Genomic DNA, 13,830 nt, shown 5'->3' with positions numbered 1-13,830 from the left:
AAATACGCTTTTCATATTCGGCGTTCAACTGAAGAACATTCGTCCAGAATGCCGGCGAAGCACGCTGTTCCAGACGATCTGCCATCGCGGCGAGATGGGCATGCCATCCGCTGGCGACGCTGACCATTTCCTTCCGGTCAGGCAGGCGGCTGTGAGTGACAATCAGCCGTGTGCGATCACCTTGCTGCGTCAGTTCGAAGCGGACTTCGGATGGTGTTTTTCCTTCTTTCTCATTCCACGTAAAGCAGAGCAGATGCGGCGGTTCGCATTGCATGACGTGGCCTCTTTGCGTATGGCCTTTTTCGACCGAACGGTAGCGTTCAGGAATCGGTTCGTCGCTGATCTGCGGAAAATCGAATCGCAATTCGACTTCGCCGCCGACGTGCAATTCCATCGGACCCTTAGCCAGCCACGTCCCGCGCTTGTCGGGATCGGTCAGGTATTGCCAGACGAGATCGACGGGGCCGGGCAACAGGCGTTCCAGTCGGACTGTATTGGGTGCTGTGACGGTGCCAAAATCGTTCATCGCTTTCTCCTTTTTCCGGTTGTGGATTTTTCCAGTTCACGTGCAAGTGCGTCGAGACGGCCGCCCCAGAAATTCTCGTAGAAGCGCAACCATTCCTCGGCCGCAGACAATGGTGCTGCCTGCAGGCTGCAGACATGACTGCGTCCTTGCACGGTGCGTCGCAACAGGCCGGCGTTTTCAAGCATCTTCACGTGCTTGGACGCGCCGGCGAAAGACATTGCGAACGGTTCGGCCAGTTCGCTGATCGTGCATTCACCATCGGCCAGTCGACGCAGCATCTGTCGCCGTGTCGGATCGCCAAGTGCCGTGAAGACGGCGTCGAGTTTTTCTGAATTTAATTCAACCATGTGGTTTAGTATAAACGGTAGATTTTAAAAGTAAACCTTTTGGTTTAATATTTTTTCAGCGCTCGCAAGCTGGAACGTTTTGGATCGAACGGATCACTCGCCGAAGAGGACGAAAATCGGCACGGCAATGCCGACGCAGAGAACGAGCAGCGTTGCGATGGTCCGGTGGTGGCGTCGTCTTCTCGTAAAGATGCGGCGAGCGTTCGGATAGCGGGTTCTGTAGCGGAAATTCATACAACCTCGCACGCGGTGGTATCAGGTTGTTCGATCGCCAGGATCCTGATTTTCTCGATACGGCCGGACGGCAGGTTAACGCCGATCAGGCTGTTCCGTTTGCGCCCGATCAGGGCCAGTCCGATTGGCGTCAGTACGGAGATGCGTGCCGCATTCGGGTCGGCATCCTGTGGCAGGACGAGGCGGATCGTATGCGATGCACTTCCGGTGATCGCTTCATAAGTAACGAGCGAATGCAGTGCAACACAATCCTTGCGACCGGTGTGATCGGGCAGCATCGTGGCAGCAGCGACAATTTCCTGCAGTTGTTCGGCGGCGTCGACCTCTACACCGTCCAGATGAAGAAGCTGGTCGACGAGCTGCTTCAGGCGCAGTGCATCGCGTCGATGAAGGTAATGCTGGTTTTTCATGGCAATGGGACTCCACGGCGGCATGATGTGCATGCCGCCGAAATGAAACAGGACGTACCGCTGCATCAGTGCAGCAGCAAGAAAGAAAAAGAGAAGCGGGGGAGGCTCGGGAGCGGTGCGGGAAGAAGTTTTCCCGCCGATGCTCACCGAGCCCTGGTGAGGCAGGCGAGATCTTTGGTGCAGGCCGGCTGGGCGGCGATTGCGATGACTGCGCACAGCATGGCCGGCGCATACATGGCGTATGCGCGCGACGCGTCCTGTTCCGATACGGAACGGGAGTTGGCTGGCAGGAAGGCAGAAGAAATCATTGCTGTCGGTAATCAAACATGCGAATGGCTGAAGTAGTCGAGTATAGCCTGCAGAAATTTTCCGTCAACCTTGCCGCCGGCACGATCAATGGACGGCGGCCCAGATCAGCGACAGGCCGGAACAGAACAGCAAGGCGTCCAGCAGGTGCTGGAATCCGCGTTCGCTCAATTTCAGCATCACGATTTTTCCGGCGAAGGTGCCGGCCATCAGGGAAGCGCCGACGAGCAGTCCCTTGAAGAAAATATCCGGAGGTAGTGCGCCGAATTCCCCGAAGGTCACAAGCTTGCTGATGTAAAGGAACAGTGAGCTGGCGGCTTCGGTGGAAATGAACGCGCCTTTGGTCAGGCCGTGGGCGGTAAATGCAGGAACGCTGAGCGGTCCGGTCGACAGTACAACGCCGGTGAGAAAGCCGATGCCTGCACCGGCAATGGCGAGTTGCCACAATCGCAGTCGAAAATTGCGCTTCGCAAGCCAGTGACGCACCGGAATCATCGTGATGAAGAACAGGCCGAGAAAGCCGTTGATCAGATCGGATGGCAATGCCAGCAAAGTGCGTGCGCCAAGCGCTGCCGCAGGAATTCCGGTAACGGAATAGGCGGCGAATGCCCGCCAGTCGACCAGACGCCACCATGCCAGCACGCGTGCCAGGTTGGCCATCACGGCGGCGACGGCCATGATGGGGACAGCCTGTTTCGGTCCGAACGTATAGACCAGAATCGGCAACAGCATGATCGACGATCCGGTGCCGATGACGCCGCTAACGACGCCGGCAACCAGGCCGACCAGCAGCACGAAGATGTAGGAAGTCATTATTGTGATTATTGGACGATGTCGGCGCGAGAAGCGGCAGGCGGTTACACTCTCGCTGGCAAGCAAGCAGTATATTCGGTTGACGGCAATCAGGTATCAAAGCAAGACACGAAGCGGCAAAAGCAGAAAAAAGCGGAATATTCATGAGCATCGTAGACAACAGAAAAGCTTTTCACGACTATGCGATCGAAGATCGCTACGAGGCCGGGGTCATGCTGCAGGGCTGGGAAGTCAAGGCGATTCGGGCAGGACGAGTACAACTGAAAGAAGCCTACGTGATCGCACGCGACAACGAAATCTTCCTGTTCGGTGCGCACGTCAGTTCGCTGGAAAGTACATCGTCGTTCAGCCATCCGGAAGCGCGGCGCACGCGCAAGCTGCTGCTGCACGCGAAGGAAATCGACAAGCTGGTATCGAAGGTTTCGCAGGCCGGCTACACGATGGTGCCCATCGATCTGCATTGGGTAAAAGGACGCGTGAAGTGCCAGATTGCGCTGGCCAAGGGCAAACGCGAATACGACAAGCGCAACACTGAAAAGGAACGTGACTGGCAACGCGAACAGCAGAAGATCATGAAGATCCATCGTCGCTGATGCTGCCAATCAGGTATCGATTCAATCAACGGAAACAGATTCATGCAGAACGAAAACCGGCAACCGGACAATAGCGAACTGATGGAAATTCGTGAGCGGACGCTGGCGCATTACAGCCAGAGCGCAGACTCCTTTCGCGCAGGCACGCTGGGCCACGACGTCAGCCAGAACATTCAGGCACTGTTGAAAAACATCGAGGGACCATCGCCGTATCGGATTCTCGATCTGGGCTGCGGCCCTGGGCGTGACCTGAAGGCATTTGCGGAGCGCGGACATATTCCTGTCGGTCTCGACGGCACCGCCGAATTTGTGCAGATGGCACGCGAATATGCGCAGTGCGAAGTCTGGCATCAGGATTTTCTGAAACTGGATCTGCCGGCGCAGCATTTCGACGGCGTGTTTGCGAATGCCTCGTTGTTTCATGTGCCGGGCAGTGAGCTGCCGCGTGTGCTGCGAGAGCTGCACGCAACGCTGAAACCGCGCGGCGTACTGTTCGCGTCCAATCCGCGCGGTGACGATGAAGAAGGGTGGAATCGCGGCCGCTATGGTGCGTACCATACGCTGCAGACGTGGCAGCGTTTCATGACGAATGCCGGCTTCACCGAGCTCGAACACTATTACCGACCTGAAGGACTGCCGCGCGAACAGCAGCCGTGGCTGGCGTCGGTCTGGCGCAAGACCTGATTTTCCCAGGTGCGACTCGCCACCCGATCGGCTTCAGGCGCGCGCTGCTTGCGGTTTGCGGATCATGAAAATCGCGACTGCCGCCAGTAGACACGCGCCACCGGCAGCGTAAAGCGCCGGGTTGTAGGTCAGCAGCCAGGTACGCGTCAGGCCTGCACCGTATGCCGCTACTGCCGAGCCAAGTTGGTGGAATGCAAAAATCCAGCCGAATACCATGCCCGCGCGCTCTTTGCCGAATGCCGTTGCAGTCAGGCGCACGGTTGGCGGCACGGTGGCAATCCAGTCGAGACCATAGAACATCGCAAACAGCGACAGACCGTACAGTGTGAATTCCGAATGCGGCAGCCAGAACAGCGACAGGCCGCGCAAACCGTAATACCAGAACAGCAGCTTGCGATTGTCATAACGATCGGACAGCCAGCCCGACAGGATGGTGCCGACAAAATCGAATGCGCCCATCATTGCCAGCACGCTTGCCGCAGGTACCGCCGATAAGCCGTAGTCGCCGCACAGCGAGATGAAGTGTGTCTGGATCAGGCCGCTGGTGCTCAGGCCGCAGATAAAGAACGTGCCCGCCAGAACCCAGAATGTGCGATTGCGCGATGCCTCGGCCAATACCCGCAGCGGTTCCCAGATCGTCATGCGCATGGTTGCGGTGGGGGCTGCAGGCACGATATGCGGATCGCTGCCGTATGGCGTCAGCGCCACTTCATGCGGATGATTGCGAATGAACAGGAAAGCCAGGCAGCAAACGACCGCGCAACTGACGAATACCGGAAAGACTGCCATGCGCCAGCCGTAATGCTCGATCAACCAGGCGGCGAGCGGCAGGAAAATCAACTGGCCGGTCGCCGAGCTGGCAGTCAGCAGGCCGATCACAAGGCCGCGGCGCTTGTCGAACCAGCGATTGGCGACGACCGCGCCGAGCACCAGCGCTGTCATGCCGGAACCGACGCCCAGCACCAGTCCCCACAATAAAAAGAGATGCCACAGCTGCGTCATCTGTGTGGACAGGATCAGGCAGGCGGCGATGAGTACCAACGCGATACAGATTACCTTCCGCAATCCAAAGCGTTCCATCAGGATTGCGGCGAACGGGCCGATCAGGCCGAACAATATAAAACGGATCGCCAGCGCAGACGATATCTGGTCGGTATTCCAGCCGAACTCTCGACTCAACGGTTGCAGCAATGCGCCCGGCAACCCGAGGGCGGCAGAGGATGTCAGCATCGTCAGGAAGGTGATCGCAACGATCATCCATGAAAAGTGCCAGCCTCTGCGGTGAAGCCAGATCGAGAGCGATTGGGCAAGCATGCGTGTCCTTGGTTGAGAGAAGAGAGCGACGGGGCGCGAAGGAAAACTTAACGTGCCGGACTTGTATTCGGTGCCTTGTCGAGCAGGTGGTCGCGTGCGGCGGCAAGAATCTCCGCGGAGACCGGATCGCCGCGTGTGGCACGCGCAAGCATGACGGCGCCGACCATCAGGCTCCATTGCGCCAGCGCCGTCTTGCGGCGAGCGGCCGCATCGCCTTGCGCCAATGTTGCGAGTATCTCCACCAGTTCGGCAGTGCCTGCCCGATAGGCTGCGCGCACCGGTTTGGCTTCGTCTTCGCGCGCGACATCGCCGCCAAGTGACGGACCGGGACAGGCGTTGCCGATATCCTGCAGCGAACGTAACGACAAATAGTGATCGACGATGGATTGCAGCGCCGCATCTTCATCAGGCTGCTCATCAATGCGTTTGGCCCAGCGTTCTGCCGAATGTTTGAATGCATTGGCGCAGGCCACAGCAGCCAGTTCATCCTTCGACGCAAAGTGACCGTAGAAGCCGCCGTGCGTCAATCCCGCAGCGCCCATCAGATCGGCGACGCTGACGCCGGCAAAGCCTTTTTCCTTGAACAGCCTGGCCGACGCATCCTCGATTGCATGACGGTTGAGTTCGGTCTGTTCCTTCGATACGCGTGGCATGGTGCGCCTTGTGGTTCATGACAGGAATGAATAATAGATGATATTCGACATGAATACAATAGATGTCAATCATCATCAATTAAATTTCCTGAAATGTCACATTGGCCGGATGAGCGGCCGGACTGTTTCGGATCTGTCTTCGAGTGATCAAGCGTGAAAGGAATGGAACCGGCCTCGCCCTCGAGCAAAGCCGGATCGAATGAGTGTGCGGTCAGCGTTTTCTTGCGAGCGTCAAGCCATCGCCGATCGGCAGCATGGACAGGTCAATGCGTTCATCGTGATGCAGCTTTTTATTCAGGTCATGCAACGCACGCGTGTCTGCGTCGTCGCGTTCTTCAGGATGCGCAACGCGTCCGCTCCACAACACGTTGTCGATGACGATGAGACCGCCGGGATGCAGAAGTTGCAGGCTGTGCTCGTAATAGGCGTCGTAGTTCGCCTTGTCGGCATCGATGAAGACAAAGTCGAATGTGCCGGCCTGGCCTTCCGCCACCAGTGCATTCAATGTTTCCAGCGCAGGTGCCAGCCGCAGATCGATCTTGTCGGCAACGCCGGCACGTTGCCAGTAGTCGCGTGCGATAGCCGTGTATTCGGAATTGACGTCGCATACGACCATCCGGCCTTCTTCCGGCAGCACAAGGGCAACGGCCAGTGTGCTGTAGCCGGTAAATACGCCGATTTCCAGCGTGCGATGCGCGCCCATCAGGCGAATCAGCATGGCCATGAACTGCCCCTGTTCGGGCGCAATCTGCATGTTCCTGTGCGGATGGTTTTGCGTGGCCGCGCGCAGTTCGCTCAACAGCGGATGTTCGCGCAGGGAAACATCCAGCAGATAGCCGTACAACGCGTCGTCCAGATTCAATGTGCGATTCGACATGGTGTCTCCAATCGATGATGGCCGGAAGATGCCGGCCTGCGTATCGGCAACTTTGCACGGGTTTTATCGGTCTGAATTGGTCAGGCGGAACGGCAGCATGGCATTCAGTATTTACCGTTATGACATCGGGATGGAAAGGTGGTTCGTCGATGAAAAGCGTCAAGAAAAAGGATTTGCCGGTGGCGGAGATACGCCGTTACATGGAACCGGGACCGATTGTCCTGGTGACGTCGCACTGGAAAGGGCAGGCGAACGTGATGACGATGGGCTGGCATACCGTGATGGAATTCACGCCGTCGCTGCTCGGTTGCATCATTGCAAGCGGCAATCACAGTTACGAGCTGATCAGAAAAAGCCGCGAGTGTGTGATCAACATTCCGACGGTGAATATGCTGGATCAGGTTGTCGGCATCGGTAATTGTTCGGGCGCGGACGTGGATAAATTCGACAAGTTCGAACTGCAAACAGCGGAAGCGGAACAGGTGAAGGCTCCATTATTGACGCAATGCTTCGCCAATCTGGAGTGCCGCCTGCATGACAAGACGTTGATCGGCAAGTACAGCTTCTTTATTTTCGAAGTCGTGAAAGCACACGTGGGCCGAACACCGAGGTATCCGCAAACGGTGCATTACACCGGCGACGGCGTCTTCACGATTTCCGGCAGACAGGTCAGTCGCCGTTCGAAATTTCAGCCGGACAGGCTTTAGCGCGCGTTTCCCGGTGCATCGATCCGTGTGATGCGGTTGAGTTCGGGCGGGCTGACCGGCGAACGCGTGCGTATCCACGACTCCAATGCATTCACATCGAGATCGCCACCAGAAACCTGTTGTTCGTTATTAAACTTTTCGAAGTTATCGCCGCCGGAGGCGAGATAGCTGTTCATCGTCACGCGATATGAGGTGCCGTCGCGGATCGGCGTGCCATGCAACCGCATGTCGGCAATGCGCTTGCCGACCGGTTTGCGCAGATCGTAGGCGTAGGTAAAACCTTTCGATGGAAACAGCACGCGCGGTTGACTGACGGTATTGGTGCCGGATGCGAACTGCTGTTCCAGCACGGCGCGCAGTTGGCGGCCGTTCAGCGTCTTGACGATTAGGTTGTTACCGAACGGCTGTGCCTTGAACAATTGAGCGTAAGTCAACTCGCCACCGCCATCTGGCACGCCCAGATCGGCGCGCAATCCTCCCGGGTTCATCAGTGCAAGCTGTGCGCCCCCATTGTCGACCGCACGCGTCGCCTCCAGCTGTGCATCGGCGACCAGATTGCCTAACGGACTTTCTCCCGACGCGACCGGCGTACGCGACAGTGTGGCGGTCAGCCGGCCCACGACACGTTGCGCCAGTGGTGCTGCGGCATCGGCATAACGCGTAATGATCGCATCGACATCGGCTGCCTTGCCGAAACGCGGATACGCGGTGGAAGGTGTGATCGTCGCCCCCTTGTCGTTGACGAATCCATCGCCCTGCACGATGAGGTTGCTTGCCGATTTCGCGACGACCTTGCGTGTGCGTCTGTCAATGCGCAGATCGATATCGGTCAGCAGTGTGCCGTATTGGCCGGCACTGGTCAGCAGGAACGGTTTCGTCGGATTCTTCTTGCCGTAATCGCAGATGTAGGAACGGTGTGTATGACCGGAGATGACGATGTCGACGGCAGGATCGAGACGTTCGAGAATCGGCACGATCTCGCCGCTGAGGTTCGGGCAGTTGTGGTCGTTGTAGCCGCCGCTGGCTGCACCGCCCTGATGGATGAGGACGACGATTGCGTCGGCGCCTTGGTTCTTCAATCGGGGAATCAGCGCGTTGGCCGTGGCGGCCTCGTCTCTGAACGTCAATCCGGCAACACCGGTGGGTGCGACGATGTTCGGCGTGTTTTTCAGCGTCATGCCGATGAAGCCGACCCTGACCGACTGTGCGCCGCTGCCGAATGACTTGATACCGGTAGCGGGGAAAAGCGTGCCGCCATTTTTGCGAAACACATTGGCGGCGAGGAAACCGAAATTCGCCCCGTCGAAACGACCGTTCAGCGCACAGGGTTTGCGTTGCGTGTATTGCGTGCAGCCGCCGTGCTGCATGCGCAGCAGTTCAGCGCTTCCCTTGTCGAATTCATGGTTGCCGACGGCATTGAAATCAATGCCAAAGGCATTCATGGTTTCGATGGTCGGTTCATCAAGGAACAGGGCGGAAACCAGCGGCGATGCACCGATCATGTCGCCGGCGGAAACCACCGCGTGATTCGGGTTCTTCAACTTCAGTTGCCGGATCGCGCTGGCCATGTAGCTTGCGCCGCCGGCAGGCAAGGCAACCATCGTGTTGTCGGGGCCTGGCGCTGCGACGGACAGATGCGGCGGTTCCAGGTGGCCGTGCAGGTCGTTGAAGGCGATGATCTTGACGTCGACGGTATCGCTGTCCGCTTGTTCTGCGCGGTCAGCTTTCGCAGGCAGGTTGCTGCAGGCGGCAAGAATGACAACGGACAGCGCGAGTGTTGCTCCGGGGGAGATGAACGTTTGCATCGATTACCTTGAGACAGGCAAAAGAATGCATTGTAGACAAGCCGGATGAAGAATCGATGACAGCCGGCTTTATCGAACGACCGAAAAAAGGTAGAGCGGGTGGAAAAACGTCAGATGTCCATCCAGCTGCGGTCTTCCGGATCCGCATCGATGCGCCGCTGGATCGCTTCCATGATCAGCGGTTCGGCTTCCTGCCAGCGCTGCATGACTTCCGGATCGTCCGATTCGCAAAGGAAGGTGTCGAACAATTGATGTTCGACCGCATAGATGTTGAACATTGCCGTGTTGACGATTTTCGAGAAAAATCGTCTCGTGTCGCTGTCCATTTCGGAGAACATTTTTTTGTCACTCATGGCAATGTCCGTTTGGTGATTTCCTCGGATCATTATAGGTCGCCAAATGCAATTCGTAATGGAGAGTTACAAAATCTGATGCAGGATTTCAACACTTCGTTCAAGCGGACGATGACGAAAAAACCATCAGTTGATTTTCCACCAACGTGGCAGCAGGGCGCGCACGTTGCTGCGTGCAAAACGATCATCGATCAGATGCAATACGCCGCGATCCTGGCGGGTGCGAATCACGCGACCGGCAGCCTGCACCACCTTTTGCAGTCCCGGATAGAGATAGGTGTAGTCGTAACCGTTGCCGAACAGCTCATCCATGCGCAACCGCATTTGTTCATTGACGGGATTGACCTGCGGCAGACCAAGCGTGACGACGAAAGCGCCGATCAGGCGCTCTCCCGGAAGATCGATTCCTTCGGAAAATGCACCACCGAGAACGGCGAAACCGATGCCTTGTCCATCCGGCACGAATCGCGCGAGAAACTGCGTACGCTCCGCTTCATCCATGCGACGGGACTGCTGCCAGATCGGAATATCGGGATAACGCGCGATAAAAGACTCCACAACCTGCTGCAGATAATCGAAGCTGCTGAAGAACGCCAGATAATTTCCGGGCGTTGTTTCATATTGCCCTGCCAGCAAATCGACCACGGAATCCAGTGATTGATGGCGGTTGGCATAGCGGGTGGAAATAGTGCGCGCAATGTTGACCGAGAGTTGCCGCGCCTCGAAGGGCGACGCGACGTCCAGCCATGCCGTGTCATCGGGCAGGCCGAGCGTATCGGCGTAAAAATGTTGCGGACTGAGCGTTGCGGAAAACAGCGTTGCGCAGTGTGCGGAAGCAAACCGTGTTTTCAGGAACGGTGCCGGCACCACATTGCGCAGGCACAGGATGGAACGGGATTGACCGTTGCCGCCAGCCTGCCTGGTGATGTCGAACAGGGAATGTTCGCCGAACGATTCGGCCAGCTTTGTGAAGTGCAGCGCATCGAAATAAAAACGCTGCAGGTCTTCATGCAAGCCGTCCGGATGTTCCGCCATCAGCGCGGTCATGTCGGCACAGACTTGTTGCAACGCGAACTGGAATTTTTCGGGAATGAAAAGGTGAACCCGATATTCCTCTTCCTGATCGCGATGCAATTCATTCCATAGCCGATGGACGCGGTCGAGTACAGCCTTCAGGCTTTTCGGTGCGGCCTTTCTGGCAAAGTGCAGAACCGTTTGATCGAGTTCGGCGGAATACATCTTGCGCGCGCGTTCCAGCATGTTGTGCGCTTCGTCGACCAACAGGCCGACCCGCCATTCGTTTTCGATCGTCAGGCTGTACAACATGGCGCTGGTGTCGAAGTAATAGTTGTAGTCGCCGATGACGACGTCGCTCCAGCGTGCCAGTTCCTGGCTCAGGTAGTAGGGACAGACCTGGTGTGCAAGGGCGATGTTGCGCAGCGACGGCTGGTCGAGGACGGCTGCATCGACAGCCGCCTGACGTGCTTGTGCAAGACGATCATAAAAACCTGTTGCAAGCGGACACGATTCGCCATGGCACGCCTTGTCCGGATGCTCGCATGCCTTGTCACGCGCCACCAGCTCCAGCACGCGCAACGGCAGGCCGGAACTGCTGCGTCGAAGGAGGTCGATTGCCTCCAGCGCAAGCGCGCGGCCGGGTGTTTTTGCAGCAAGGAAGAAAATCCTGTCGATCTGCTGATTCGGTGTGGCCTTCAGTAACGGGAAGATGGTGCCGATGGTCTTGCCGATGCCGGTCGGCGCTTGCGCCATGAGGACGCGGCCGGAGATGGCAGATTTATAGACCGATTCGGCCAGATCACGCTGACCGGTACGGAACTCGGCATGCGGAAACGGCAATGCAGTCAACGCCGCATCGCGTGCGGCACGATGTTTCAGTTCGCTATCGGCCCAGCTAATGAAATAGTCGCATTGCTGCTCGAAATAATGTTTGAGATGTTCAGCGCTGCAGCTTTCGACCAGCATCGTTTCCTTCTGGCTGACGATGTCGTAATACACGAGTGCGACATCGATCGCCGACAAGGCGCGCGACTGGCACAACAGCCAGCCGTAGATTTTCACCTGTGCCCAGTGCAGCCGTCGATGGTTGTCCGGCATTGCATGCAGATCGCCGCGGTAGGTCTTGATCTCCTCGACGCGATTCAACTTTCCGTCATAGCCGTCGGCACGTCCGCGCAAGCGAAGATGTTTGTATTCGCCGGTCAGACTGACTTCGGATTCGTAATGTTTTGGCCGGCGGCCGACAACCGTTGCGTGCCCGGCGATGCCGTCCAGCGCAGAAGGCGACGGGGTAAAACGCAGATCAAGATCACCCTGTCTGGCAGTGAATTCACACAGTGCACGAACGGCAACGACGTAACTCATGCGACGTCATCCATGACCTGTTCCATCCATTGAACATGACAGACCGCTACCGGCATGCCGTGACCGACGAAATATTCCATCCAGCGTAGCTGGTTGTCCTGCAAGCGATCGCCCGGACCTTTTACCTCGATCATCCGGTAGCGCTTTTCCTGTGGATAGAACTGGATCAGGTCGGGAAAGCCGGAGCGATTGGCCGAGATGTCGCGCAGGATGCGATCGAACCACTTTTTCAGATGATCTGGCGGCAGACAATCCAGCGCGATGTTCAGCAACTCTTCATCGATGGCATTCCAGTAAACGAAGGGCGAGAGCGTGCCGTACTTGGCATGGAAGTTGGCGACGATGGTTTGCCGGTAACGATCGTCATTCAGTTGCGACAGGCAGGCCGTGAACTGGACGGCACGACGCTGATGAAAATCAGGGCTCAGCAAATCAACCGGACCATGATGGAATGGGTGAAAGAACGCACCCGGCACCGCCGCAAAGATCGCCGGCCAGCACAACAGGCCGAACAAGGAATTGATCAATGTGTTTTCCACATACACAACCGGAGCGTCGTTGCGCGTCAGATGATCGGCAGCCGCGATTTCGACCGAAACCGGGATTGCCGGAAAAGGCAGCATCAGGTCGATGCGCTCTGCGGCTTGCGGTTTGACGACAGGTAATTTCAACTGGCCCAGCTTGCGTCGCAAGCGCGGCAGGATGCGCAGAAGCGCCTGGCGTTCCGCCTCGCTTTCCGGCATTTCGTCCGCGGTTATGGCCAGGGCAAAAGCGCATGTGTGGTGTTCGAGACGTTCCAGGACGCGAATCGCGCGCAATCGCGATCCGGGGCAGGTGCACCGTTGATAAATAGCGAGCGCGCTCTGCAATTCCTTGCAGCGTTCGTATTCCTGTGCAATGCGAAACAACAGTTTGTTGCGTCGTGTTTCCAGCCAGGGATTGACGTGTGGTTCAACGGGCAGATCCGGCAGGATGTCATCCAGATATTCGCCTTGATCGAAACGTTCGCGGCATCGGTGCAGATGCAGGTAGTCGTCGACGTCGCGCCGGGACTGAAACCCGCGCGACGATGGCTGGAATTCCACCTGTTCGTAACGGTAGATGCCGAGATCGGACAGGACGAATTCAGACCATGTCTGGTGCAGGTTGCCGAAGAACATGAGACGCATCCGTTCGCACAATGACGTGATCGCGATGCGATAAATGCGTTCGCCTGCTTCATGCAAGGATGCATGCCATGCAGCAAGCGGGCGGGCATCGGTGAATTCATGCCGCAGCGTCTCCAGCAGATCCGCTTTGCTTGCCAGACGTGACGCTGCGGTCAGGCCGAAAACCGTGGCGATTTCGGTTTTTTTCAGCAGGGCGAACAGGTGTTCGATTGTAAGCGGCGGATCGTCTTCGACCCAGCCGGCCGTCAGCAGAGCCTGGATTGCCTGATGGGGACATCCGATCTCTGCATACTGCAATTTGCCTGAGCGGAAATGTTCGCCTTTGCGCATCGCCATTCTGACCAGCAATGCACGCGACGTCTGCGGCAAGGTGGGAAAACGCACGATAAAACAGCGTTCTTCTTCGGAAAGCAGGTCGATATAGCGCTCGCCCAGCCAGTCGAGTACGCGCTGGAAGTTTTCCAGGTAATAGAAAGGGTTGGGGAGCGTGACGGCCATGCGAACGGGACAAAGTAATTCACTGTTTATTTGTACAGTATAGCGTCATCGGGACGATTTCCCTCCGTGATTTTTAGATAGTGAACAGGATGACAATGCCGCGCAGAATCGGGGCTTGGTAAACGCAAAAGCGGCCCGCAGGCCGCTCTTTCAATGTGT

15 protein-coding genes are annotated in these 13,830 nt (G+C 57.2%); 4 read left to right on the top strand and 11 right to left on the bottom strand.

The genetic code is table 11. The features are described from left to right. The 3 genes from VN114_RS03450 to VN114_RS03440 form a co-directional block, all read right to left on the bottom strand. Window positions 1-526, bottom strand: a 526-nt coding sequence (locus VN114_RS03450) for an SRPBCC family protein (protein WP_325512017.1), incomplete at its 3' end; no start/stop codon positions are given. Next, on the bottom strand, window positions 523-873 hold the full coding sequence (locus VN114_RS03445) for a metalloregulator ArsR/SmtB family transcription factor (RefSeq protein ID WP_325512015.1): 351 nt from the start codon (window positions 871-873) through the stop codon (window positions 523-525). The genes VN114_RS03445 and VN114_RS03450, both read right to left, overlap by 4 nt. A 230-nt stretch (window positions 874-1,103) precedes the next feature. Continuing rightward, entirely contained in the window at window positions 1,104-1,517 is a 414-nt protein-coding gene (locus VN114_RS03440; protein ID WP_325512013.1) for a GreA/GreB family elongation factor, read from the bottom strand. Here VN114_RS03440 and VN114_RS03435 point away from each other — a divergent pair. Beyond that, entirely contained in the window at window positions 1,503-1,862 is a 360-nt protein-coding gene (locus tag VN114_RS03435; protein ID WP_325512011.1) for a hypothetical protein, read from the top strand. The two genes, VN114_RS03440 and VN114_RS03435, sit on opposite strands and share 15 nt — an antisense overlap. A 48-nt stretch (window positions 1,863-1,910) precedes the next feature. Here the strand turns inward: VN114_RS03435 and VN114_RS03430 are convergent, their stop codons facing one another. After that, a complete protein-coding gene (locus VN114_RS03430; protein ID WP_325512009.1) occupies window positions 1,911-2,636 on the bottom strand; it encodes a sulfite exporter TauE/SafE family protein in 726 nt (241 codons plus the stop codon). 143 nt (window positions 2,637-2,779) lie between these two features. On the opposite strand from VN114_RS03430, the gene smpB reads away from it, so the two are divergent. Together smpB and VN114_RS03420 are read left to right on the top strand one after the other, a co-directional pair. Then, a complete protein-coding gene (gene smpB / locus VN114_RS03425; protein ID WP_325512007.1) occupies window positions 2,780-3,229 on the top strand; it encodes an SsrA-binding protein SmpB in 450 nt (149 codons plus the stop codon). 42 nt (window positions 3,230-3,271) lie between these two features. Then, window positions 3,272-3,913: a class I SAM-dependent methyltransferase gene (locus VN114_RS03420; protein ID WP_325512005.1), complete on the top strand. Its 642-nt coding sequence runs from the start codon at window positions 3,272-3,274 to the stop codon at window positions 3,911-3,913. 33 nt (window positions 3,914-3,946) lie between these two features. On the opposite strand, the gene VN114_RS03415 is transcribed toward VN114_RS03420, so the two are convergent. The 3 genes from VN114_RS03415 to VN114_RS03405 all read right to left on the bottom strand — a co-directional run bounded on the left by VN114_RS03415 (window position 3,947) and on the right by VN114_RS03405 (window position 6,757). Then, window positions 3,947-5,227, bottom strand: coding sequence for an MFS transporter (locus tag VN114_RS03415; protein WP_325512003.1), 1,281 nt, complete (start codon window positions 5,225-5,227; stop codon window positions 3,947-3,949). Window positions 5,228-5,274: 47 nt separating this feature from the next. Next, window positions 5,275-5,880 carry a TetR/AcrR family transcriptional regulator gene (locus VN114_RS03410; RefSeq protein WP_325512002.1) on the bottom strand — a complete coding sequence of 202 codons (606 nt, stop codon included), beginning with the start codon at window positions 5,878-5,880 and terminating at the stop codon, window positions 5,275-5,277. A 211-nt stretch (window positions 5,881-6,091) separates the two neighbouring features. Beyond that, entirely contained in the window at window positions 6,092-6,757 is a 666-nt protein-coding gene (locus tag VN114_RS03405) for a class I SAM-dependent methyltransferase (protein WP_325512000.1), read from the bottom strand. 119 nt (window positions 6,758-6,876) lie between these two features. Between VN114_RS03405 and VN114_RS03400 the strand changes: the two genes are divergently transcribed. Next, window positions 6,877-7,464: a flavin reductase family protein gene (locus VN114_RS03400; protein ID WP_325511998.1), complete on the top strand. Its 588-nt coding sequence runs from the start codon at window positions 6,877-6,879 to the stop codon at window positions 7,462-7,464. Here VN114_RS03400 and VN114_RS03395 read toward each other — a convergent pair. From VN114_RS03395 to VN114_RS03380, 4 genes are all read right to left on the bottom strand, one after another. Beyond that, on the bottom strand, window positions 7,461-9,269 hold the full coding sequence (locus VN114_RS03395) for a bifunctional metallophosphatase/5'-nucleotidase (RefSeq protein ID WP_325511996.1): 1,809 nt from the start codon (window positions 9,267-9,269) through the stop codon (window positions 7,461-7,463). The two genes, VN114_RS03400 and VN114_RS03395, sit on opposite strands and share 4 nt — an antisense overlap. A gap of 110 nt (window positions 9,270-9,379) precedes the next feature. Further along, entirely contained in the window at window positions 9,380-9,622 is a 243-nt protein-coding gene (locus tag VN114_RS03390; RefSeq protein WP_325511994.1) for a hypothetical protein, read from the bottom strand. Window positions 9,623-9,748: 126 nt separating this feature from the next. Continuing rightward, window positions 9,749-12,004, bottom strand: coding sequence for an ATP-dependent DNA helicase (locus VN114_RS03385; RefSeq protein ID WP_325511992.1), 2,256 nt, complete (start codon window positions 12,002-12,004; stop codon window positions 9,749-9,751). Continuing rightward, on the bottom strand, window positions 12,001-13,671 hold the full coding sequence (locus VN114_RS03380; protein ID WP_325511990.1) for a VRR-NUC domain-containing protein: 1,671 nt from the start codon (window positions 13,669-13,671) through the stop codon (window positions 12,001-12,003). The genes VN114_RS03385 and VN114_RS03380 overlap by 4 nt, the downstream gene beginning before the upstream one ends. Between the last annotated feature and the right edge of the window lie 159 nt (window positions 13,672-13,830).

This window comes from Oxalicibacterium sp., assembly GCF_035565035.1.
In the GTDB taxonomy this organism is placed as follows: domain Bacteria; phylum Pseudomonadota; class Gammaproteobacteria; order Burkholderiales; family Burkholderiaceae_D; genus Oxalicibacterium.
This window is presented reverse-complemented; position numbering and strand designations above follow the sequence as displayed.

Excerpts from the sequence above, each read along its gene's own strand:
- VN114_RS03445 (WP_325512015.1), bottom strand. The coding sequence starts at position 873 with ATGGTTGAATTAAATTCAGAAAAACTCGACGCCGTCTTCACGGCACTT.
- VN114_RS03435 (WP_325512011.1), top strand. The coding sequence starts at position 1,503 with ATGCTGGTTTTTCATGGCAATGGGACTCCACGGCGGCATGATGTGCAT.
- VN114_RS03440 (WP_325512013.1), bottom strand. The coding sequence starts at position 1,517 with ATGAAAAACCAGCATTACCTTCATCGACGCGATGCACTGCGCCTGAAG.
- VN114_RS03430 (WP_325512009.1), bottom strand. The coding sequence starts at position 2,636 with ATGACTTCCTACATCTTCGTGCTGCTGGTCGGCCTGGTTGCCGGCGTC.
- smpB (WP_325512007.1), top strand. The coding sequence starts at position 2,780 with ATGAGCATCGTAGACAACAGAAAAGCTTTTCACGACTATGCGATCGAA.
- VN114_RS03420 (WP_325512005.1), top strand. The coding sequence starts at position 3,272 with ATGCAGAACGAAAACCGGCAACCGGACAATAGCGAACTGATGGAAATT.
- VN114_RS03415 (WP_325512003.1), bottom strand. The coding sequence starts at position 5,227 with ATGCTTGCCCAATCGCTCTCGATCTGGCTTCACCGCAGAGGCTGGCAC.
- VN114_RS03410 (WP_325512002.1), bottom strand. The coding sequence starts at position 5,880 with ATGCCACGCGTATCGAAGGAACAGACCGAACTCAACCGTCATGCAATC.
- VN114_RS03405 (WP_325512000.1), bottom strand. The coding sequence starts at position 6,757 with ATGTCGAATCGCACATTGAATCTGGACGACGCGTTGTACGGCTATCTG.
- VN114_RS03400 (WP_325511998.1), top strand. The coding sequence starts at position 6,877 with ATGACATCGGGATGGAAAGGTGGTTCGTCGATGAAAAGCGTCAAGAAA.
- VN114_RS03395 (WP_325511996.1), bottom strand. The coding sequence starts at position 9,269 with ATGCAAACGTTCATCTCCCCCGGAGCAACACTCGCGCTGTCCGTTGTC.
- VN114_RS03390 (WP_325511994.1), bottom strand. The coding sequence starts at position 9,622 with ATGAGTGACAAAAAAATGTTCTCCGAAATGGACAGCGACACGAGACGA.
- VN114_RS03385 (WP_325511992.1), bottom strand. The coding sequence starts at position 12,004 with ATGAGTTACGTCGTTGCCGTTCGTGCACTGTGTGAATTCACTGCCAGA.
- VN114_RS03380 (WP_325511990.1), bottom strand. The coding sequence starts at position 13,671 with ATGGCCGTCACGCTCCCCAACCCTTTCTATTACCTGGAAAACTTCCAG.